Origin of the sequence: Polycladomyces subterraneus (assembly GCF_030433435.1) — a bacterium.
Classification (GTDB): Bacteria; Bacillota; Bacilli; order Thermoactinomycetales; family JIR-001; genus Polycladomyces; species Polycladomyces subterraneus.
On the sequence record NZ_JANRHH010000021.1, the window covers coordinates 1 to 21,235 of the forward strand.

The following is a 21,235-nucleotide window of genomic DNA, read 5'->3' on the forward strand; positions in this document are numbered from 1 at the left end:
TTCGATGCAGGATGAGCTTCGAATGTATAAGGTTGGCCTCTATAATTCGGGTTTTATCGCCCTGAAAAGAACCAGGGAATCCATGCGGTTTCTCAATTGGTGGACCAAAAGACTCGATCGGATGTGTTATGATGATACGGACCGCGGAATCTATGGTGACCAAAGATGGTTGGATCATGCTCCCGTTTTTTTTGATGTCCACATTTTGCAACACCCCGGTTATAACGTGGCTGAGTGGAATTTGTACCACAGAAAGATCACTCTCAAAAATGGTAAATTCCTGGTAAATGACCAACCCCTCCGTTTTTATCATTTTGCATGGTTTACCCGGGTTCGTTATTCGCAAGTGATCAAAGGTATGCTTCCTAACCAGAGGCACCCCATCCACCTTCTTGTCGATCAATATAGCCGGGAGTTGTCAGAAATGGGATACCATCCTTCCCGGACGTTCCCATGCAGTTATAACTTTTATCGGAGCGGGGAACCGATCGAAATGAGAGCGCGCCTGATATACAGAAACAACCCGAAACGGTTTGCCCAGATCCAAAATCCATTTGCCATGTCCAATCGTACATTCCTTGGGCCGCAATCCGCTTCCGTCCCCTACTGGACGCGGGCGCGTAGCTCCCTGTCGGAGAAGAAGCCATCGTCGCGTCACTCCGCCGGGCCGATGCCTTGCCGCCGGTACAGACATGGTAGTGGTAAATCTATTCAGCGACTAGGACCGTCACACCGGCGGAGAAGTCGTCGGTAATGAAATCAGCGGTTACGATGTTGATCGGCGGAGAGTAGTAGTTTAAATTTATCAATCATTCCGCAGATTTAAATCGATTTATTTATAATATATCGAAAAAACCGGATTGGAGGAAGAAATATTGTCAAAAAATCATCCGAAAATATTGGTTAACACTGTGCCGAAGAGTGGAACCCACTTGATGCTACAATTAGTTGCGGGAATTCCTGAGATCCGATTTGCGACATCATGTCAAGCGTGGATAAATCCTCAAAATATACATGAACTGCACAAAATGTTGCCGGGTGAATTGGTTTGTGGTCATATTAAGTATAGTAAGAATAATCATCGGCTTCTTCAAGAATGTGAAGTCAAGCAGATTTTCGTATACAGGGATTTCAGGGACATCGTCGTTTCCTATGCCCATTTCATCATCAATGATAAACACGAGCATCCATTATATTCATTTTATGATCGATATCTGAACCGTCGGTTTGAGGACTTGGTGTCGCATTTGATTGCTGGTGTGCAACATCCTAAATGTAATTATCCCGGCGTTTACGAGGAGTTTCGACACCATTTCCCTTGGCGGGAGATCCCTGGTATCCTCGTCCTCCGTTATGAAGATCTGGTTAGAGATCAAAAATCCCGTTTCAATACCTGTAGAATAGTACTTGATTATTTGTATGGTAATTCGATGAATGAAAAAATGAAGGAGATCGTTATTCATATGATGATGAGCAATGCAATTCCTGACAAGTCCAAGACATACCGAAGAGGGAGGATCGGTGACTGGAAGACAGAACTTAATGACATGCAAAAGGAAACATTGAAAAAACAAGTGGGACCCTTGTTGATAAAATGGGGTTATGAGAAAGATGAGAACTGGTAGTTCCGTTTATCTGAAGGTTCCGGGAGAAGAAAAAACCCGGTTTTTTTTCTCCCGATATCTCTCATTTTTGAACTGGTATCCCTGATCCGATACAATAAAATCGCTGTTGACCTCCAGAGAGGGGTCAGAGAAAAGAAAAAAGCGAGCCGGATCCCAGTCACCGACTCTAATCAGATATCTGAATCCTATGCACCCGAACACGGCTCGACCAAGATTGGCACCGATCAGGATAGAACGCCGACAGTTGCGGTCAATATATACATCCACATCGCTGCAAAATAACGTGATCAGCAGGTGTGGAAGGTATTGCACAGCGGTCAATAATGCCTATTTTACCAGGGGCTTCAACGCGACAACCTGCGGTGTGTGGCAAGTGAAACATATGAAGTTGTATCAGTTAGATACCGTTACAAAATAAATATTTTGTAACGGTTAGATTAGATGATGATACACCTTTTCCCTTTCCCTTTCATCCAAAAAATGATCCGTGTCCGTCCCTTACTGCTGTCCAACCCAAAGTCAGAATCATCCTCAATCCCTTGGATGATAAAAGCTGCATACCAAATATCAATCTGTATCGGTATAGGTCAAATCCGTGGGATCTCGATCGTTCTCAATCGATTTCCGTTTCGGATAACGGCGAATTTCATGGATGTGTCATCATCCCGTCGTGTGTGGTTCTACGTTCTCGAGGTAAGCTCATGTCTAGTCATACTTCTATCATCAACGAATCAATAGGTTCTAGATTCCATATGCAGTTCTTACTCCTCCCCTCTCTGCATATTTTTCATATGGACAAGCAGCCTGGGGGGAGAGAAGATGCAAAACTGGTTGTCTCAAAACGATTTCAAATACCGTGTAAAACGAACCGTCTATATCATTATCAGTCTGGCTTTGATGTTTTTCTATTTTGGAGTGTTTACTGAACTGCGGACCGAAAACGTCTCCCATTCCGAATTGTCCAAACTGACCTCTCTTCTTTCGAAGGAAAGTTTGTTGCATGCTTTCGGAGAGATCCCCTACTTTTTTACTATTGTTCGGGTACCATTGAAAGATGAAGCTTGGGAAGCGTTGGTTTCGGAATTGGTGACAGGTGTCAATTTGAAAGATCCGCGAACGTTTCTCAGAGGGGAATTGCCGGAGTTTGACCTCTTTGACACGGACATTGTAGCGGCGGGAAAAGGTGTAGACTACACCGATATCCCAGTGGATTTGCCCCCTCCCGCAGATCTTCAGCCCCATCCGAACAAGGGAGTGCCCCCTCATGAAGAGAATAACGACGTGAATTCACCCACAAAGCCAGAAGAAGAGTCTCCCAAAAACAAGATCGTGTATATTTACAACACGCATTATACGGAGTCCTTTTTGCCGGAACTCCATCGGACTAATCCTGACCAAGCTTATGACGTTCAAATCAGCGTCAGATCGGTGGGGCAAAAGCTAAAAGAAGAATTAGAAAAAATGGGGATCGGCGCTCAGTTTTCCAATAAATTATACACAGGCGTCTACTATCCCCGATTGTATCAGGCCTCCAGAAAGACGGTGCTGACCGCCATGAAACAAAATGGGAATCTGCAGTACTTTATCGACATCCATCGGGACTCTCGAAGGCGAAAAAAAACGACGATAAGCTTAAACGGCAAAGACTATGCTCGAATCTCTTTTATTATCGGCGCACTCAACCCCCATTGGCAGGAGAATAAGAAATTAGCACTTCAACTGCACTATGAATTGGAAAAACTATATCCCGGCGTTTCCAAAGGGGTTTTTGTCAAAAATCACGAGGAAGGAAACGGAGAATACAATCAGTCGATTTCACCGCGAAGCATCCTGATTGAAATCGGGGGTGTCGACAATACGATGGAAGAGGAATATCGATCAACCAAGGCGTTTGCTCAAGCTTTTGCGGCTGTTTATCTTGAAGGCAAAGCCTTGCCCGTAAATGCACAACCAGACACTCAACCATAAGTCTCTATCGGGTCAGGTCATGGGATTTTGAGCTAAAACGGCTCTATTCCAACAGTTACAGTGAACTTCGTTTTCTGGGACATTTTCCACCCGCTAAGGGATTCAATTACTCCGGTAGGCCGTTGATCTGATTACTGACCAAGCCCGGGCGGTGTGTGTCGCATTATCCTATCCATTGTTTCCGAGAAATGTGCCCCCAGGAAGCGAAGGTTTGGGGCATTTTTTATTTCTCTTTTCCTCATGATTGATCTGCCTGAATCTGCGCACAATAAAAAAGTGACACACACTGACACAGGAGGAAAAACATGTTTCGAAAAACCGCAGGAGAAACGCTCGTTGACCTTTTGATCAAATGGGAGGTCGATCACATCTACGGCATGCCGGGTGATTCGATTAATTCCATTATCGAACCGCTTCGCAAAGCGCAAGACAAAATCAAATTCATTCAAGTCCGCCATGAAGAAGCGGGAGCTCTTGCTGCGGCCTCGTATGCCAAATTGACGGGGAAACTCGGGGTTTGCCTCACCATTGCCGGCCCAGGAGCCATCCACTTGCTGAATGGTTTGTATGACGCCAAATTGGACCGCGTTCCGGTGCTTGCAATCACAGGGCAAGTCGAATCTGACCTTTTGGGAACAGATTTTTTTCAAGAAGTTAACCTTGAACGGTTGTTTGACGATGTTGCCGTCTATAATCAGCGAATCATGTCTGCAGAACAACTTCCAGCGGTGGTCAATCAGGCCATCCGTACCGCATATGCCAAAAGAGGGGTCGCGGTACTGACTGTACCGGACGACATTCCCACATTTGAAGTGGGAAGAGAAGCCCTACATACTGCTTCCTTTCACGTCACCCCGGAGATATTCCCAAAACAGGATGATTTGGAGAATGCCCTCGATGTGTTGAATGAGGCCAGACGGCCAGTGATCCTTGCAGGAAAAGGGACCCGACATGCACGCGAAGAATTGCTTGCGTTTGCAGAAAAATTGGCCGCTCCGATCGTCCTTTCTCTTCCGGCGAAAGGGACCATTCCCGATGAGCATCCCTTATGTCTGGGAGGGCTCGGCCTCATCGGCACCCGTCCGGCTTACCACGCTATGCAAACGGCGGATACTCTGGTAATGGTCGGCACTTCTTTTCCTTTTACCGGTTTCTTACCCGAAAAAGCCAAAACCATTCAAATTGACACCGATCCGACGCAAATTGGCAAACGGTACCCCGTTGATGTCGGATTGGTTGGTGATTCGGCGAAAACACTGACCTGGTTTTCGAAACGAATCGGGAACCAACCCGACCGATCCTTCCTTGAAAAGCATCAAGAGATGATGAAAGATTGGCATGACCGACTTAATAAACAAGAAGTTCAAGAATCCATTCCCCTAAAACCGCAAAGTGTCATCAGGGCACTTCAAAAGGTCGCCAGTGACAATGCCATTTTATCTGTCGATGTTGGCAATGTGACCGTCTGGGTGGCCCGCCATTTTCGCATGACTAACCAGCAATTCATTATTTCGAGTTGGTTGGCCACACTCGGTTGTGGATTGCCTGGAGCGATTGCTGCAAAGATCGCCTATCCGGATCGGCAGGTTTTTGCCATCTGCGGTGATGGCGGCTTCGGCATGACGATGAACGATTTCGTAACAGCCGTAAAATACGCATTGCCGATGGTTGTGGTGGTCTTAAACAACCAAAAAATTGCTATGATCAAGTTTGAACAGGAAGTCATGGGGAATCTGGAATTTGGAACGGAACTCACCAATCCCAATTTTGCCAAATACGCAGAAGCTTGCGGCGGCATCGGCTATCGCGTCGAAAAGCCGGAAGAGTTGCTGCCTGCATTTGAACAAGCCGTGTTGCAGAAAAAACCCTGCATTATCGATGTACTCGTCGACCCTGATGAAGCACCCTTGCCGCCAAAAATCACGTTCTCCCAGGCCTCCGGCTATGCCAAACACATGATCAAGGCCTTGTTTGAAGAAGGAAAATTGGATCTACCGCCCCTATAAGGGGTACGGCAACGATTTGCGAAATTTGGGGCCACTCTGGAAAAGAGTGGTCTCCACTTCTTCGAATCGTTCCATAAACCATAGTACGCCCCAGGGGATTCGACCATATACTATCCCGACACCCAGACAACGAGGAGCGAAGATCTAAATGTATCCCTATGTTTATCATCCATCGATTTGGAATCCTGAATCAATGCGGGCCTACACGTTGGGAGAATGGGGAGTCTCCGGGGAAGATCCAGGTTTGATACAAGACATCGCCAAGGCGATCAATGGTCAATACAGCGCGATTGCCTGTTACGAGAAATTGGCCCGGTTGGCTCCCACGGAGGAAGAGCGGCGACAGATCATGGAGATTCGTCAGGACGAGACCAACCATTACCGGGAATTTTATCAGATCTACGTCCGTCTGACCGGGCAACAGCCTCAGATCGCGGTGGAACCCTGTCCGGATGACTACAAGGAAGGACTGGAATTCGCCCTGAAAGACGAACAGAATACTGTAGACTTTTATCTCGAGATTGCCGACAAAGCCCGGGACCCCGCCATCAAAAAAGCGTTCACTAGAGCCGCCCAGGACGAACAAAACCATGCTGTCTGGTTCCTTTATTTCTGGACAAATCATTGCCGCTGCAGGTGTAAGCAACCGTAACAAAGAACCTCTGTCGACTGACAGGGGTTCTTTGTTTAAATGGCCGGTTTTCTTGTCACCCGGGTCGGATGTGCCATTGACGTAAGGTCATTGATCAGCCGGGAAGTCAGGGTATGGAAAATCAAGAGCCCCTTAAAGCAGACACACATCATGATCGTGTCTCTTTAAGGGGGCATTCACTCCTATCTATTGCACATATCCATTTCGTAGATATGTGGTGCTGAAATTCCCCAAACCATCAAAATACACATCCGTCAGATGGGCGGGATCGGTGGCCATTTCGCCCGCATAGACGGGGCCGTCGTCGTGGTCGTCCCAAGCCCAGGCGGTGTGTGCCGCATTATCCTTTCCATTGTCCCCAAGAAATGTACCCCAGGAAGCGAACGTTTGAGGATCGTATCGGTGGCTCCACAATCCGTTGGCTTCAAACGTATCCACCAATCGATATTTCACACTGCGGTCATTGCCGGAGGACGGTACTTCTCCTGTGGATCGATCGGGGTAATAGACCACCCCGTCTCCTCCGGGAAACTCAGATCCGTCCCACGCCTTTACCCCATGTCCTTTGGCTTCTTGGAAAGTGGCAGGTCTTGGGTAGTCGGTGGTGATCATCCTCACTGTCCCATCAATGTTTTCTTGTCCGTCTGTCAAGGGACTGCCAGCCGGGGTGTAAGAGTAGAAATCCAGATGGGCCACAGTCACCATGCCTTCCAGCGTTCCATATGTACTGCCATCCTTCCGCACGATGACTAAGACACCTTCCATGTCGTTTTCGTGGCTGTCCAATCCGAAGTCGGGATAATCCACCCAGTCCCTGGGGTGATAAAAGCTGTACACCAAATACCAATGTGTGGCGGTTTCGGTGACGGAGTAATAAACCGTGCCCTTCAGACGAGAAGGATCATCATCTTGATTTTCCCAGTTGTTTTGTGTATTCCAATCACCGTCATAATCAACTGCAGTCAAGTAATCTGCATCCGCATCGGAATCATCCGTGTCCTGGAAATGGACCGGTGCCCATCGATAAGCCAGGTCCATGTCGCTGGCGGCCTCCACAGTTGAAGGGCTTGGGTCAAACGTCAACGCAACCAAAGACAACAGCACACAAATAACCGACCGGACTCCTTTCATTACTTCGCTCCTCCCCCATCTACTTTTACTCCTCCTCTTTCTGAATCAATCCTGGATTCCCTTTTAACACAAGATAAAAAATTGATGACCAAACCATAAAGAAAAGGCACCCCATCTGGAGTGCCCTTCCATCTTCTACAATCCGATATCCGACACGGCGTTTTCGCTGAACAATTCTCCGTCGCGTATGTATCTACGTACCATGTTAACAGATTTGTGCCGCGTTTGTTTCATGATCGTCCGTTCATCCTTGCCGGCCATCGCTGCTGATGTAGCCATGCCGGCGCGCAAGCTGTGGCCGGAAAAACGTTGGGGGTCCAGCCCTGCCAATTCCGCTGCTTTTTTGACGATTAATGCCACGGATCGATCGGTGAGTCGTCGGTTCCGCACTTGGCCGTGACGGTTGATAGGGCGAAAAACGGGCCCTGTCTGTATACCGGAAGCTCGCAACCATTCTTCCAACGCTCGAATGGGACAAGTGTCCGGATGGGAGCCGCGGGGGATCCCCACTTTCTCCCCTCTCCCCTCTTGGTCCGTTTTGGAGCGGCGCAACAGGATGATCATGCCGCGTGGAACGATTTGAATATCCTCGCGGTCAATGGAGATTAGCTCGGAGCGTCGGAAACCCCCGGCAAACCCGACCAACAGAAGCGCCCGATCCCGTTTTCCGGTCAATGTATTTGATGGCAGTTCAGCCACCATCCGCCTCAAATCATCCACCAGGATTGGGTCCTTCCCTTCCTGATAAGTCCCCTTGGCCCGCCGAATCCCCGCCCATACTGTACGCACGATGTAGCTGCTGGTCGGAGTGTCGTAACCCGCAGCCTGGTGTGCTTGCGAAATGGCCGATAACCTTCGCTGCAACGTGGAGGTTTTGCGCCGGTCCGCCAGGTCGCTCAAATACAGCGCCACCGTTTGCGGATCGGCGGGAAGTGGAGATAATCCTCTTTCCCCGCACCAGGTGGTGAAATCATTCCAGTCCGCTCGATAGCTTTTCTTGGTATTAGCAGCCTTGGATTGTTGCGTGTAATCTCTCGCCTTTTCCAATACTTCCCGCAATTCCGTGGAGAGTTCTCCGCTTCTGGTTGTCAGTTGGTTCATGGTTCACCTCTCCATTTCTCTGTCTGTTTCTATTTAAACATACACCCCTTCAAAATTCAGCAATCGACGGTATCGCAAAATGGTATTTCTCCGTCGGCAGGTCCCCTCTTACCATTAGCTGTTGATGGGGGTTGGTTGCGATTTTGACTTCGGACGCTTCAAGCAAATCGGGGGAAAAGTGGACTTCTACTTTTGAAATATCGAAGTCAAAGCAACTTGCGATCACACGGAGATTCGGGATTCGGCTTCCAATGATATCGTATAGATGCAGAGTGGTATTGGATCGATCATACACCAGTACGACGTCAAGGATGGGGGCATAAGCCACTTTCACTTTCGTATCCCTACTCAACACCTGAAAGAAAAAGGGGCTTTGATGATGGCGGAATCCAAACACATGTGACACGGGTGTCCTCTTCTCAAACATCTTTTTCACCAGATTGGCATCCTGTTCGTTATGCATGTCCAACTCCACCAGCGTCTTCTGTTTACCCATCATCTCAACATCCTCACAGATGAAATGGCACTGGGAAAGAATACGGAATCCGAACTTTTGATACATATGAGGGATTTGTGTATACAAGAAGAAAAGCGGATATTGGTGTTCATACCTTCTGAAAAGTTCCATGAACAGCTTACGGATCAATCCCTTCCCCCGATATGAAGGATGAGTCATTACGGATTGTATGCCGGCCGCTTTAACGTCCTGTCCGTTGATCACCAACGGCATATCAAACATACTGACATTCGCTACTACCTTGTTTCCCTCAAAAAATGAAAAAGGGCGGTATGTTGGGTCCCAGTATCCCCTTTCGTAAAAGCGCAATAAGAAATCAGAAGAAATTCCAAACACCGTCTCAAACAGCGCGATCAGCGCCCTCCGCTTCAAGAGGTTTTCACAGTAGGAGTGATCGAAATGCAAATGATTCATATAAGACACGCCTTTCCCGGTATCTTAGCAATCTGATTGACTTTAGTGAACCTCTTCCTCTGCTTCTGAGTCGACATTCAGTTTAAGGAAAAAGACGCCTTGCTACATTAGATGTATACCTCTTTGTTCCTCCGTGCACTCATATGGATCGCGCCACCTTACCTATAGGCCTGGTTCGTTTTTATCGGGGTACATAATTGTATGATACAGCTCAATAAAATGAAGTACGCCATTTTTTTATCAGCTCATGGTAAGCACTGCAGAGGAGCGAACTATGTCAAGTTACATTTATCCTGAGTTATCATCTGATCAAATGATTTCGATCATCAGAAATGGACTTCCAAAAACCCAAATTCCCAAGAAGATCATTATTATAGGCGCAGGGATGGCAGGACTAGTCTCGGCCTCTTTGCTTAAGCAAGCTGGGCACCATGTTACCATTCTTGAAGCTTCGGAAAGGGTTGGAGGACGTGTATATACGTTGCGAGACAATTTTCAGGATGGGCAGTATCTTGAAGCTGGCGCGATGCGTATTCCACATACTCATTTGTTGACTTTGGAATATATAAAAAAATTTCGCCTTCCGGTTAGTAGGTTTATTAACACGACTCCCAACGACATTATCTATCTTAGAGGAATCAAAGCTCGTTTAAAGACGTATGAACAGAACCCTGATATTTTCGGCTTTCCGGTAGCCCCACACGAAAAGGGGAAAACCGCTACAGAGTTGCTCCAATCAGCAATAAAACCCGTGACAGATTTTATTAACCAAAACCCGCGGAAAAATTGGCCTGTGGTCGTAAAACATTTGAATCAATACTCGATGGAATCTTATTTAAAAGATAATCCGTTTGGAGTCTCGTTATCTGTAGGTGCCATCGATATGCTTAAAGTACTTCTTTCAATAGAAGGATTTCCGGAGCTTTCTTTCCTGGAACTGTTACGTGAACTATTGGTCTTGTTTGCCCCTAATATTCGCTTCTATCAGATCACGGGCGGTAACGACCAACTTCCTAAAGCATTTCTCTCTCAATTAAAAGATGATATCCTGTACGGACAAAAGATGACGAAAATTGTGCAACACAACAACCAAGTAACCATTCATTCTGTCCATAAAATCTTGGGGCCATCACAAATCACTGGTGATCTTGCGATTGTGACCATTCCTTTTACAACCTTGCAATTTGTGGAGGTTGAACCAGTTAACTCTTTTTCTCATGAGAAATGGAAGGCGATTCGAGAACTTCATTATGTGGGCTCTACGAAGACCGGCATCCAGTTTAAAAACAGGTTCTGGGAAAAGGAAGGTTTGTATGGTGGGAAAACCGTTTCTGATCTCCCGATTACGTATACGAAATACCCGAGCGATGGCCTCGGTGAACCAGGACCGGGTGTTGTTGTGGCTAGTTATACATGGGAGGATGATGCTGTACCTTGGGACAGTTTGGCCGATGAAGATCGCTTCGAATATGCATTAAGAAGCTTGGCTACCATTCACGGTAAACAGGTGTACCGTGAGTATCTAACAGGAATGAGCCACAGTTGGATTCGAGATCCGTATTCTGGTGGGGCTTTCACGATGTTTAAACCATATCAAGCAATGGAACTAGCTCCCCATATTTCCACTCCCGAGGGAAGGGTTCATTTTGCTGGTGAACATGCCTCATCGACCCACGCTTGGATCCAAGGTGCAATCGAGTCTGGGATACATGCTGCATGGGAAGTCAATGATTTACCAAGAACTTACTTGAGTCCTAGTCACCAATAAAATGTCTGTTTCCATTCACCCCAACCTAACGAGATATCCTTGCTTCTCCGTTTTCGTTTGAGAAACAGTCGCCCCCGACGATAAAAAGGATCCCAATGAGCGCGATTAACCCGTACATCAGGGACATCACGCTTCACCAAATGCTTCCAACACCATACTTCCTACCCATGGACCAAGAAAAGCCGAGATTGGCCAAAGTGGCCCCCGCCGTAGTAGGTGCCCCGTAAACCTTCAAGTGTGATCCTGTCGATCAATGCAATGCATACTCAGAGGGAACCAACCAAACCTCTCCGATGGTAAAGAGAATCATGGATACCATATACGCAGCCCAGCCGGAGGAAAAAGCGAATCCAACCTCCCCGACCGCGAGCAGGATGCTTCCCCGCAACACGCCGATAAAAGGTTCCTTTTCTCCGTGTTTTGGCGATCGTCACAAATATGTTTCCGATCAAGACCGTATAAGCAACCGGATGCAATCTTCGAAAAGATGACCTCCTGTCCTGTTGGGATTACAAGCTCGGTTTATGATACCAGACAAGGAAGTTGTTGGAAAGGAATCCCCCTCCTTTCTAACTTCCGATAATAGTACCGTATCGGAAGTTAGAAATAACCCATTTCCGACTAGTAATTTGGAAGATTTTGTGATATGTATGAGATGACGTTACAAAATGAGGAGTGAAACCCATGTCGGATATTCCTTTCTCGTCTCGCCTTCCAGAGTCTGTCAACCGGACGATTTCTCGTTTCCCTAACCCAGTGCAGGATTTTTTTTGGGAGATGATCAGTGCCGAGCGTTCCCCGCAAACCATCGCCAACTATGCCTACGATTTCGCTCTCTTTTTCGATTTCCTCACCTCGCAACAAATGGATTTGGATAATGTCACCCCCCAAGTGATCCGACATTTTTTCCGACGCATTGAAAACGGCTATGAACGAACGGTACAGGTGAAAGTAAAAAAGAAGAATCCGCACACCGGAGAAATATACGAAGATTGGATTGAGCGGAAACATCGAAGAGAAAATTCGCGGGCGGGAAAACAACGGAAACTGGCTTCCCTTCGCTCACTGTTCCGTTATTTGGTCAAAAGTCACGTACTCTCGCAAAATCCCTTAGAAGAATATGAGGACGTATCGTTACGCACGCGTAATCGGACCAAAATTCCCGTCTTCCTTACACGGGAAGAAGCGATCCGCCTGATTGACGCCGTCGCCGCCTATGGCGAGAAACCCAACCGCCACCGGCAGATATGGGTGGAAGCCCGTGATCGCGCGATCATCATTCTTTTGTTGAACACTGGTATGCGCGTATCGGAGTTGATCAACCTCAATCTCAACAGCTTTCAAATTGACGGTAACCAAGCCCGTGTGATCGTGATTGGAAAAGGCGGCAAGGAACGCGTGCTGAAGTTAAATCCTATCGCAATGCACGCACTGCAAGATTACCTCGCATTACGCCCGAAATCGAAAATCCCGGTGGAACACCGTGACGCATTGTTTGTCAACCGCAACCATACCCGCATCAGTCGCAAGGCCGTTTCCGAAGTGATACGCAAATACGCCCGGGAAGCAAATTTACCTCCCAAAGCAGCCAGCATCTCACCGCACAAACTGCGTCATACCCTGGCTACCTTATTGCTTTCCAACGGCGAAAACTTGCGGGTGGTGCAGGAAATCCTCGGTCATTCCAGTATTCACACCACCCAAATTTACACTCACGTCATCAACCCGGAGAAAGATGAAGCATTGGATCGGTTGGGGCGGTTGTTCTAGGTGTTTAGGCAGGAGATGGAGCGAGCCGTTCACGGTATTCATCATACATCTTCTAGTGAATATGGATATTTTTTAGTCCAGGAAGGGGGAGTTCGCACGCCTCTAATTGGATAAATATTACATACGCTCATAGAGCGAATATGGGGCGATTTTAGCGATTTTGATCCTTTTTGGACCAATTGTATTCCCGATATAAAAAAGGTCGCTTATACGGGAAAATAGAAGGACTTTTTTTCGTGTAACCCACAACAAATTTCCATTTATTTGAATCTCTCCGAACTGAAACAAACATCTCATACTCGCACAAAAATAGAAGGTGTGGCATACGTTTAGGTGAGAGAAGCATTCCGCTTACCGCCGCACATAGTTCGTATTTGAATCCGTTACCCCTTAAAGGAGTGATGGTGATGATGAAACGTTTTAACGATTGGTTGGGGGATAAACTCGCTTACTGGCTCTCAACCATGGGGTGTTTCTATCTTATTTCGATTGCCATTCTTGCAACTCTTTTTTTTCAAAGACCGGAAGGTGTTCAAGCGTGGCTCATGTTTTGGGTAACCGTCTTCTTTCAAGGTGTTGCACTACCTGTTTTAGGTTACGTATCCCGAAAGGCTGGAGAAAAGCAGGAGCAAATTTTGAACGAAACACATGATGCGGTGATGGATGAATTAGCGCTGGTCAAAGAAGAACTGGCGATTGCAAAAGAGGAACGCGAGATGCTGAAGAAATTGCTTGAAGAACTACATAAACGTAGTCCAGATAAGAGGTGATTTCAGTGGTTTTGATCTTTTTTTGAATCGATAGTATCTCCTAACTAAAAAAAGCGCATATACCCAAATGAGGGCATTTTTTATGAAACGGTCGGGAAAAATCGGCGATTCCCCACTAGGCAAACGGGCAGTTACTATATCAGTCATTTGAATCTAGTCAAATATGGTGTTGAATAGTTTATAACACAAACCAGTTTGATTATAATAGGTTGCGCCAACCAGTTTAAAGGGTGGGGAAGACAAGCAATAGGGACCCCTACAAAAAGGATATCAGTCACTGCCGTAAAATTACCTAAAATGCCCGGAATCATCCAAAATGCAACCCTTTTCCCCCACCGCATACTTGTCGTGATCAGTAATGTTACGGATAGGCCAGGTGTTGCGATTACGCGCAGTGAGGAAAAAACGAATGAGATCCATTGGATATCCCCATTCAAACTCCTCCTAGCTTAACTCAATAAACCACCCTGATAACGCAATTCATACACTTTTGTATCTTTCAAGTGGATTTCCTCATACCCGTAAAACCGTTCCCATGTGCCCTCCCAATGATTCATATAGGTAAACGGCCCTTTTTTCCAGAAGTCCGGTCCCCGATAAGGCGCTTCCTCCGATCCCAAGCGCAGCGCTTCACGCAAAAATGCATAGATGGAACGAATCTGCTCCCGATCACCGATATTGATCACTCCTCCCCCATAACTCATGGCCCATAGGGGTTGGTCCAAATGATATACCGTCTCCATCCCCGTAAACATCTCCATCCCGAAATAGATATCCCGATAGAAATAAGGACCCTCCCGGTATTCCAATTGTTTGGCCCCTGGTAGCTGTGCCGGGACGGAAGCATCGTCTCCTTGAGCGGCATATGTGGCTCGTTTGGCGGTTAGGAGGAAAGAAATAAGTTTGCAGCGCATATAAATCTCCTTTTAAGTTTGTATTGCAAACCTGTATGTAATATTATTCAGTTTGTTGAAATCACTTTTGTAGTAAAGATTTCATCGATTCCTACTCTTTCTACATCATATCATCTGAAATGTTATTTGTAACCACAATAATAAATGAATAATAAATAGATCAGAAAGAAAAAAACGCCGAGCCCCTATCTCCGCGGTCCCCATAGCATGACGGATACCCCAGTACCGTCTTGCTGCTCACCAAAGAGATTGCCAAAAGGGACGCAAGTAAGTGGTGGAGGTGCAAATTGACGATAATTTGTTCTCCGGAACACACATTCCGGGGAACTGATGTTTGTTCTTTGGAGCAGTTTCGTGTATACTGGAGAAAATGGAAACATCATCGACTAGGAGTTGAGGGTGATGACAACGCGACTCTCCTCGCGGCAAAAGGCAATTTTGGACTACATAAAGAAATCGGTCAAAGAGAGGGGCTATCCGCCGTCTGTTCGCGAAATCGGGGAAGCAGTCGGCTTGGCATCCAGCTCGACGGTACACGGTCATCTTGCCCGTTTGGAAAAGAAGGGGTTTATCCGACGCGATCCCACCAAACCGAGGGCAATCGAACTTTTGGATCGCAGGGATCTGGAGGACACGGTACGCTCCTCTGATACCGTATTGGTACCACTGGTCGGGAAAGTCACCGCGGGGGAACCCATCACTGCCATCGAAAATGTGGAAGAATACCTCCCTCTCCCTCGTCGCCTGGTTGGCAATGCAGAACGGGCGTTTGTCTTGTCCGTTCACGGAAACAGTATGATCAACGCCGGCATTCTTGATGGTGACCATGTGGTGGTGCGTCAGCAGAACACCGCCGAAAACGGGGATATCGTCGTGGCGATGACCCAAGACGGGGAAGCCACCGTAAAACGGTTCTATAAAGAAAAGGATCATATCCGCCTGCAACCGGAAAACGATGAGATGGAACCGATTCGCCTGACAAGTGTCAGTATTTTGGGGAAAGTAATCGGGGTATTCCGGGAAATTCATTGAGAGGTCAAAGCAGAGGCTAAGACTATTGAGACAAACCCAGCGTTAATACCGCTGGGTTTGTTTATGGATTCGGATACAGCCTCAAGTTTTTACCCCAATTTCGATGCTTGCCCGCGCTGTGGTCCGTTTCGAAGCGGATGAAATGAAGTAAGTTTGTAAAACAATGGCTCAGCTGACTACGATTTGGTCGTTTGAATAGCTGCTTTCACTGTCTGGGCAAGATTCCTCATATCTCCGACTCCCTGGAAATGCAAATAAATGATGCGTGGTTTTTCATAAATCCAGTGATTGTGTATTGCAGAAATCTCTAGGTTTCCTTTACGTAACGTATCCAATACAGGAGTAACTTCGCTTTCAAGTAGAGAAAACTCACCCGTCACCACTGTTTTCCCATTTGTTTGTTCAAATGTAGCGATAAACTCCAATTCCATTGTTTCTGGTGAGAGTTTGATCCCCCTGAAAGTAATAGGGATATTACGCGGAATTTCTACCTTACAAACCCCTTTTTCTGCTTTTGCTTTAGTACCAAAAATTTGTTCAAGGACTTTGCATCCAGTTTTCTCATTGCCATAGACCAAATGCATAGGAAGAGAGACGATCAAAAAACAAGATATCAAAATAATAAATATTTTCTTCACGTAGACCACCTTCATTTTGTTTGACGTTTATCCTAACCATGTGTGTGTCAGTTATTCAAAACCAGATATTTTTCTATTTTGGGACTTTCGTGATCTGAAGGGTTTTATTGCCGATATCCTCCCCAACATGGCATGACAAGATGGGTAAACGCCCTGGAGTATACAAACACACACCCCAACATCATGCCAGAAACCATGCATAAAAAGACGAGAATAAGAAAAGCATGATATTCGAACAAACCAAAATGGGTGATACAGATGAAAAAAGTGTATATGATCTTCATCGCATTGGTCCTACTATTGGCGGGATGCAACACAGCCAAACAAAGCCAAGATGTAAATCCTCGTCCCAAGCAGCTTAGCTATTGGAATGCTCATCCGGAAACAGTACCAATGAAAAGCAGAGGCAGGGTACTCCCTGATAAAAGAGGGGAAAACAATCTCCCCACCAACGCAGCCAAACCCCACATTGAGTCCATCGGCTTTTTGGAACCGGTAAACCCCGCACAAGCCGTTTCCGATGTCAATGAGGCTGCACGAAATTTGACTTACATCGGTTTTTTCAGTTACCGTGTTCAACCTAATGGAGACTTGATTCCTTTAAATGATGCCTCTCCTTTGGCAGCTACCAAGCGGAACCATGCTGCCCCGATGTTAGTGATCACCAATTTTGCATCAGGAAATTTCCAGCCGGATATCGCTCACCGGATCTTTACCGATCCCATGGCTTCTCGACGGCTGATTCATAACGTAATCCGTGTCATGAAGCAAAAAGGTTACCGTGCCCTTAACGTAGACTTTGAACATATCCGTGAAAAAGATCGGCAGCTGTACAATGGCTTTTTGGCGACTCTGTTGCCACAGGTCAAAAAAGAAGGATTTCTGGTATCCACCGCTCTGGCCCCAAAATCGAGTGACAACCAGGCAGGCCCTTGGCATGGTGCCCATGATTATGCCTTCCATGGCAAAATAGCGGATTTCGTCATTCTGATGACCTATGAATGGGGTTGGACTGGCGGACCTCCGATGGCAGTCTCTCCGATCCCTCAGGTTCGCAAAGTCGTGAATTATGCTGTTTCTAAGATCCCTCGAGAAAAGATTATCATGGGCGCTCCCCTTTACGGTTATGACTGGATACTTCCATATAAAAAAGGCGGCCCACCTGCTAAACGGGTGTCGCCACAGGAAGCTGAGACTTTCGCTTACATGAAGTCGCTGAAAATCCAATACAATAACCGAGATCAAGCTCCGTACTTTTTCTACACGGATCAACGTGGAAAAAAACATGTGGTCTGGTTTGAAAACACACAGAGTGCCCAAGCCAAGTTCAACTTGATCAAGGAGTATCGACTACGGGGGATCGGCTATTGGCTTTTGGGCGAGGATTTTCCTAGGAACTGGTCCCTGCTTCGAGATAACTTCAACATCCGAAAGTATTGAGTCCAAAATGAAAAACAGCCTGCCGAGTATGATCGGCGGGCTGTTTTTTTGCTTATTGATACTTTTCAACGAAACGTTGAATTCGGTCAAGCGCTTTTTCCAATTGATTCATGGAAGTCGCGTACGAAATGCGGATATGATCGGGAGATCCAAAAGCTGAACCGGGGACGACAGCCACTTTTTCTTCGTCCAACAGAGCTTTCACCCATGCATCCACATTCTCGAAAGGTGAAGCATCAATGGCCGTCCGCACATTGACGAACGCATAAAATGCCCCTTGCGGCGGCAAGATCCGGAACCCGGGGATCTCGGACAGACGTTTCACTACGAAATCGCGGCGTTCCTTGAAGGCGGCCCGCATCGTATCCACCGGTTCCTGTGTACCGGTCAATGCGGCAATTGCCGCATATTGAGCGATGGAGGTGGGGTTGGAGGTGCTGTGGCTGGCCAATCCCGTCATCGCCTTGATAATACGAGCATCTCCAGCGGCATAACCGATCCGCCAACCGGTCATCGAGTAGGTTTTGGATACGCCGTTGATGACAATGGTATTCCGGTAGAAGTCCGGCCCCAGACTGGCGATGCTCACATGTTTTTCTTCACCGTAAATCAGGTGTTGATAAATTTCGTCGGAGATAATCGCTACATCATGCTCAAGGCACACTTCCCCGAGTGCCCGCAGTTCCTCCTCCGTATAGACCATCCCGGTCGGATTGGACGGGCTGTTGATCAGAAATGCACGTGTCCGATCCGTAATTGCGGCACGCAGCTGCTCTGGAGTGACTTTGAACCGTTGTTCCTCCGAACCTTCCACGATCACCGGGACACCTCCGGCCAGCTTCACCTGCTCAATGTAGCTGACCCAGTACGGAGCCGGGATGATCACTTCGTCACCGGGATCCAACATGACCTGAAACAAGTTGTACAGTGCATGCTTGGCACCGACTGTCACCACAATCTGATCCGGTTCGTAATTCAATCCATTGTCTTGACGAAACTTGTCAGCAATGGCTTTTTTCAGCTCGGGAATCCCACCGGAAGCCGTGTATTTCGTGTGCCCCGCACGCATAGCTTCTTCAGCAGCCTTTAATATGTGTTCCGGCGTGTTGAAGTCCGGCTCGCCAGCACCGAGGCCGATCACGTCGTGTCCTTGTTGTCTCAGTTCTTTCGCTTTAGCGGTAATGGCCAGCGTGGACGAAGGGGTCAGTTGCTGAGCCCGCTCAGAAAGTTTCATGGTTCCTCCTCCTCCAAATCCCCTGGTTTGCTCCATATTGTACTGCAACTGTCGATGTACATCAATCGTCAACCATTGACCGGAGGTCCAAACTGGAGAACCCTCGGTGGTGGATTGTACGAAAGCGAGCCTTTTTCCAAAAAGGCTCGCTTTGGTAAACGTTACTGTTCCACCAGATTTTTGGTCTCACGCGCGATCATCAATTCTTCGTCGGTCGGGATGACCAACACAGCCACCCGAGAGCTTTCCGTGCTGATAATCCGCTCCTGTTTGGAGCGTTCGGCGTTTTTCTCCCGATCCAACTCAACACCGAGGAAGGACAATCCCTCACAGACGCGTTCGCGTACGAGCGAGGCATTTTCCCCGACACCGGCCGTGAAAATAATGGCATCCACACCGTCCATGGCCGCGGCATAAGCCCCAATCGCCTTGCGCAGGCGATATGTATACATATCCAACGCAAGACGGGCATGATCGTTACCTTCAAACATCGCTTCAGTGATTTCGCGCATATCGCCGGACAGTCCCGACACACCCAAAAGACCGCTGTGTTTGTTCATCATGGAACTGACTTCAGCCAGCGTCAACTCTTCCTTGGCCATCACGAACGGAACGATGGCCGGGTCAATGCTGCCACAACGTGTTCCCATCATCAACCCTTCCAACGGGGTCATCCCCATGGTGGTATCCACGGATTTTCCGTGTTGAACGGCCGCGAGACTGGCTCCGTTGCCGATGTGGCAAGAAATGAGCTTCAGCTCTTCCAACGGACGCCCCAACACTTCCGCCGCGCGCAAGGTCACGTATTTATGGGATGTACCGTGGAAACCATACCGGCGGATCTTATACTTCTGATACAGCACCCGAGGAAGCGGGTACATAAACGCGTAGTCCGGCATCGTTTGATGGAATGCGGTATCAAATACCGCCACATGTTGAGCATGGGGCAGATGTTGGCGTGCCGCTTCGATCCCGAGCAAGTTAGGCGGATTGTGCAGCGGTGCCAAATCCACGTTGCGCCGGATCTCACGGATGACTTCGTCATCAATAATGACGGATTCAGAAAAGGATTCGCCGCCGTGCACCACGCGGTGGCCAACAGCGGCAACCTCCTCAACACTTTGGATTACTCCTTTTTGTGGATCGGTCAACAAAGAGAGTACTTTGTTCAATCCCTCACTGTGATCCAAGATCTCCGCTGTTTCCACCCACTCATCTCGGCCGGTTACACGATGCGTTAAAATCGCGCTGTCCGTACCGATCCGTTCGACCAAGCCATTGGCCAGAACCGATTCATCCTTCATCTCAAACAACTGATATTTAATGGATGAACTCCCGCAATTGATCACCAGAACCTTCATCGGACATCCTTCCTATCCAACCGTTCTCCATCTTCGTTGTAGCGGAAAAAGCCTTCCCCCGTTTTGACACCGAGTTGCCCGGCGCGCACCATCTTTTTGAGCAACGGCGCCGGCCGGTATTTGGTGTCGCCGTACTCACGAAACAGACGTTCCATGGCTGCGAGCACGGAATCCAATCCAAAGTGATCGGCCATTTCGAGCGGGCCCATAGGGAATTTGTATCCCCGCTTCATCGCCAGATCAATCTCCTCGGCGGATGCCACCCCTTCCATCAGGGTATGGATGGCTTCGTTGATGAGCAGCATACTCAGCCTGGTCGTGACAAACCCAGGCGACTCATATACCTCGATTCCGACCAGGTCCATCCCCTTGACCCATTCGCGAATGGTCTCAAACGTTTCATGCGACGTTTTGAGTCCACGGATAATCTCCACTACGTCCACTTTGGCCACCGGATGAACAAAATGAAGGCCGATCACACGATCGGGCCGTTGAGTCGCAGCGGCGATTTCCGTCAAACTCAAAGTGGATGTATTGCTGGCCAGGATTACTTCCGGCCGGCAAATCCGGTCACATTGTACAAACACATCTTTTTTCACATTCAGATCTTCATAGACCGATTCGATGACCAAATCGGCATTTTTTAGTGATTCAAAGTCCGTCGTGAACCGAATTCGGGAGAGGATTCCCTTTTTCTCGGCAGCCGTAATCCCCCATTTGGCCAGCTGCTTGTCCAAACTGATCTCGATATGATGGCGGGCTTGTTCGGCGTGTTCAGGGGACTGCTCCAACAGTGTCACCTCAAACCCTTTTTTGGACAACAGTTCGGCAATCCCCTGCCCCATCGTGCCACCACCGATCACTGCGATTTCATGAATCGATGACAAGGCACAT

The 21,235-nt window shown here is 47.7% G+C and carries 18 protein-coding genes and 1 pseudogene; 9 read left to right on the top strand and 10 right to left on the bottom strand.

Annotation, left to right across the window (positions count from 1 at the left end):
* On the bottom strand, positions 1-295 hold a 295-nt coding region (locus NWF35_RS04795; protein WP_301237949.1), incomplete at its 3' end, for a hypothetical protein.
* A gap of 580 nt (positions 296-875) precedes the next feature.
* On the opposite strand from NWF35_RS04795, the gene NWF35_RS04800 reads away from it, so the two are divergent.
* The 4 genes from NWF35_RS04800 (at position 876) to NWF35_RS04815 (ending at position 6,251) form a co-directional block, all read left to right on the top strand.
* The gene (locus NWF35_RS04800; RefSeq protein WP_301237950.1) at positions 876-1,625 is read left to right on the top strand and encodes a sulfotransferase domain-containing protein; all 750 of its coding nucleotides are present in this window, start codon (positions 876-878) and stop codon (positions 1,623-1,625) included.
* An 819-nt stretch (positions 1,626-2,444) separates the two neighbouring features.
* The gene (gene spoIIP, locus NWF35_RS04805; protein WP_301237951.1) at positions 2,445-3,593 is read left to right on the top strand and encodes a stage II sporulation protein P; all 1,149 of its coding nucleotides are present in this window, start codon (positions 2,445-2,447) and stop codon (positions 3,591-3,593) included.
* A 305-nt stretch (positions 3,594-3,898) separates the two neighbouring features.
* Entirely contained in the window at positions 3,899-5,599 is a 1,701-nt protein-coding gene (locus NWF35_RS04810) for a pyruvate oxidase (RefSeq protein ID WP_301237953.1), read from the top strand.
* A 193-nt stretch (positions 5,600-5,792) separates the two neighbouring features.
* Positions 5,793-6,251, top strand: coding sequence for a ferritin-like domain-containing protein (locus tag NWF35_RS04815; RefSeq protein ID WP_301237995.1), 459 nt, complete (start codon positions 5,793-5,795; stop codon positions 6,249-6,251).
* A 186-nt stretch (positions 6,252-6,437) separates the two neighbouring features.
* Here NWF35_RS04815 and NWF35_RS04820 read toward each other — a convergent pair whose 3' ends face one another.
* The 4 genes and pseudogenes from NWF35_RS04820 to NWF35_RS16805 form a co-directional block, all read right to left on the bottom strand.
* Positions 6,438-7,382 (bottom strand): NPP1 family protein, encoded by a 945-nt coding sequence (locus tag NWF35_RS04820; RefSeq protein WP_301237954.1) that lies wholly within the window; start codon positions 7,380-7,382, stop codon positions 6,438-6,440.
* A gap of 135 nt (positions 7,383-7,517) precedes the next feature.
* Complete coding sequence (locus NWF35_RS04825) at positions 7,518-8,483, bottom strand: site-specific integrase (protein WP_301237956.1); 966 nt, start codon at positions 8,481-8,483, stop codon at positions 7,518-7,520.
* Positions 8,484-8,532: 49 nt separating this feature from the next.
* Complete coding sequence (locus NWF35_RS04830; RefSeq protein ID WP_301237957.1) at positions 8,533-8,979, bottom strand: hypothetical protein; 447 nt, start codon at positions 8,977-8,979, stop codon at positions 8,533-8,535.
* A gap of 51 nt (positions 8,980-9,030) precedes the next feature.
* Positions 9,031-9,414, bottom strand: a pseudogene (locus NWF35_RS16805) (GNAT family N-acetyltransferase); the annotation flags it as partial.
* A 274-nt stretch (positions 9,415-9,688) separates the two neighbouring features.
* On the opposite strand from NWF35_RS16805, the gene NWF35_RS04835 reads away from it, so the two are divergent.
* The 3 genes from NWF35_RS04835 (at position 9,689) to NWF35_RS04845 (ending at position 13,722) form a co-directional block, all read left to right on the top strand.
* On the top strand, positions 9,689-11,182 hold the full coding sequence (locus NWF35_RS04835; protein ID WP_301237958.1) for a flavin monoamine oxidase family protein: 1,494 nt from the start codon (positions 9,689-9,691) through the stop codon (positions 11,180-11,182).
* A gap of 684 nt (positions 11,183-11,866) precedes the next feature.
* The gene (locus tag NWF35_RS04840; protein ID WP_301237959.1) at positions 11,867-12,952 is read left to right on the top strand and encodes a tyrosine-type recombinase/integrase; all 1,086 of its coding nucleotides are present in this window, start codon (positions 11,867-11,869) and stop codon (positions 12,950-12,952) included.
* 407 nt (positions 12,953-13,359) lie between these two features.
* Positions 13,360-13,722, top strand: a complete 363-nt coding sequence (locus NWF35_RS04845; protein ID WP_301237960.1) for a hypothetical protein — start codon at positions 13,360-13,362, stop codon at positions 13,720-13,722.
* A gap of 449 nt (positions 13,723-14,171) precedes the next feature.
* Here the strand turns inward: NWF35_RS04845 and NWF35_RS04850 are convergent, their stop codons facing one another.
* Positions 14,172-14,636 (bottom strand): DUF5680 domain-containing protein, encoded by a 465-nt coding sequence (locus tag NWF35_RS04850; RefSeq protein ID WP_301237961.1) that lies wholly within the window; start codon positions 14,634-14,636, stop codon positions 14,172-14,174.
* A 402-nt stretch (positions 14,637-15,038) separates the two neighbouring features.
* On the opposite strand from NWF35_RS04850, the gene lexA reads away from it, so the two are divergent.
* The gene (gene lexA, locus NWF35_RS04855; protein WP_301237962.1) at positions 15,039-15,668 is read left to right on the top strand and encodes a transcriptional repressor LexA; all 630 of its coding nucleotides are present in this window, start codon (positions 15,039-15,041) and stop codon (positions 15,666-15,668) included.
* A gap of 176 nt (positions 15,669-15,844) precedes the next feature.
* Here the strand turns inward: lexA and NWF35_RS04860 are convergent, their stop codons facing one another.
* Positions 15,845-16,306 carry a DUF1259 domain-containing protein gene (locus tag NWF35_RS04860; protein WP_301237963.1) on the bottom strand — a complete coding sequence of 154 codons (462 nt, stop codon included), beginning with the start codon at positions 16,304-16,306 and terminating at the stop codon, positions 15,845-15,847.
* 258 nt (positions 16,307-16,564) lie between these two features.
* Here NWF35_RS04860 and NWF35_RS04865 point away from each other — a divergent pair, with 258 nt between their 5' ends.
* Positions 16,565-17,746, top strand: a complete 1,182-nt coding sequence (locus NWF35_RS04865; protein ID WP_301237964.1) for a glycosyl hydrolase family 18 protein — start codon at positions 16,565-16,567, stop codon at positions 17,744-17,746.
* Between the two features lie 52 nt (positions 17,747-17,798).
* Here the strand turns inward: NWF35_RS04865 and NWF35_RS04870 are convergent, their stop codons facing one another.
* From NWF35_RS04870 to NWF35_RS04880, 3 genes are all read right to left on the bottom strand, one after another.
* A complete protein-coding gene (locus NWF35_RS04870) occupies positions 17,799-18,980 on the bottom strand; it encodes a pyridoxal phosphate-dependent aminotransferase (RefSeq protein ID WP_301237965.1) in 1,182 nt (393 codons plus the stop codon).
* Between the two features lie 161 nt (positions 18,981-19,141).
* A complete protein-coding gene (locus NWF35_RS04875) occupies positions 19,142-20,341 on the bottom strand; it encodes an acetate/propionate family kinase (protein WP_301237966.1) in 1,200 nt (399 codons plus the stop codon).
* Complete coding sequence (locus NWF35_RS04880) at positions 20,338-21,228, bottom strand: 3-hydroxyacyl-CoA dehydrogenase family protein (protein WP_301237967.1); 891 nt, start codon at positions 21,226-21,228, stop codon at positions 20,338-20,340. Before NWF35_RS04880 ends, NWF35_RS04875 begins: the two co-directional genes overlap by 4 nt.
* Positions 21,229-21,235: the final 7 nt, after the last annotated feature.

Excerpts from the sequence above, each read along its gene's own strand:
- spoIIP (WP_301237951.1), top strand. The coding sequence starts at position 2,445 with ATGCAAAACTGGTTGTCTCAAAACGATTTCAAATACCGTGTAAAACGA.
- NWF35_RS04810 (WP_301237953.1), top strand. The coding sequence starts at position 3,899 with ATGTTTCGAAAAACCGCAGGAGAAACGCTCGTTGACCTTTTGATCAAA.
- NWF35_RS04815 (WP_301237995.1), top strand. The coding sequence starts at position 5,793 with ATGCGGGCCTACACGTTGGGAGAATGGGGAGTCTCCGGGGAAGATCCA.
- NWF35_RS04820 (WP_301237954.1), bottom strand. The coding sequence starts at position 7,382 with ATGAAAGGAGTCCGGTCGGTTATTTGTGTGCTGTTGTCTTTGGTTGCG.
- NWF35_RS04825 (WP_301237956.1), bottom strand. The coding sequence starts at position 8,483 with ATGAACCAACTGACAACCAGAAGCGGAGAACTCTCCACGGAATTGCGG.
- NWF35_RS04830 (WP_301237957.1), bottom strand. The coding sequence starts at position 8,979 with ATGGGTAAACAGAAGACGCTGGTGGAGTTGGACATGCATAACGAACAG.
- NWF35_RS04835 (WP_301237958.1), top strand. The coding sequence starts at position 9,689 with ATGTCAAGTTACATTTATCCTGAGTTATCATCTGATCAAATGATTTCG.
- NWF35_RS04840 (WP_301237959.1), top strand. The coding sequence starts at position 11,867 with ATGTCGGATATTCCTTTCTCGTCTCGCCTTCCAGAGTCTGTCAACCGG.
- NWF35_RS04845 (WP_301237960.1), top strand. The coding sequence starts at position 13,360 with ATGATGAAACGTTTTAACGATTGGTTGGGGGATAAACTCGCTTACTGG.
- NWF35_RS04850 (WP_301237961.1), bottom strand. The coding sequence starts at position 14,636 with ATGCGCTGCAAACTTATTTCTTTCCTCCTAACCGCCAAACGAGCCACA.
- lexA (WP_301237962.1), top strand. The coding sequence starts at position 15,039 with ATGACAACGCGACTCTCCTCGCGGCAAAAGGCAATTTTGGACTACATA.
- NWF35_RS04865 (WP_301237964.1), top strand. The coding sequence starts at position 16,565 with ATGAAAAAAGTGTATATGATCTTCATCGCATTGGTCCTACTATTGGCG.
- NWF35_RS04870 (WP_301237965.1), bottom strand. The coding sequence starts at position 18,980 with ATGAAACTTTCTGAGCGGGCTCAGCAACTGACCCCTTCGTCCACGCTG.
- NWF35_RS04875 (WP_301237966.1), bottom strand. The coding sequence starts at position 20,341 with ATGAAGGTTCTGGTGATCAATTGCGGGAGTTCATCCATTAAATATCAG.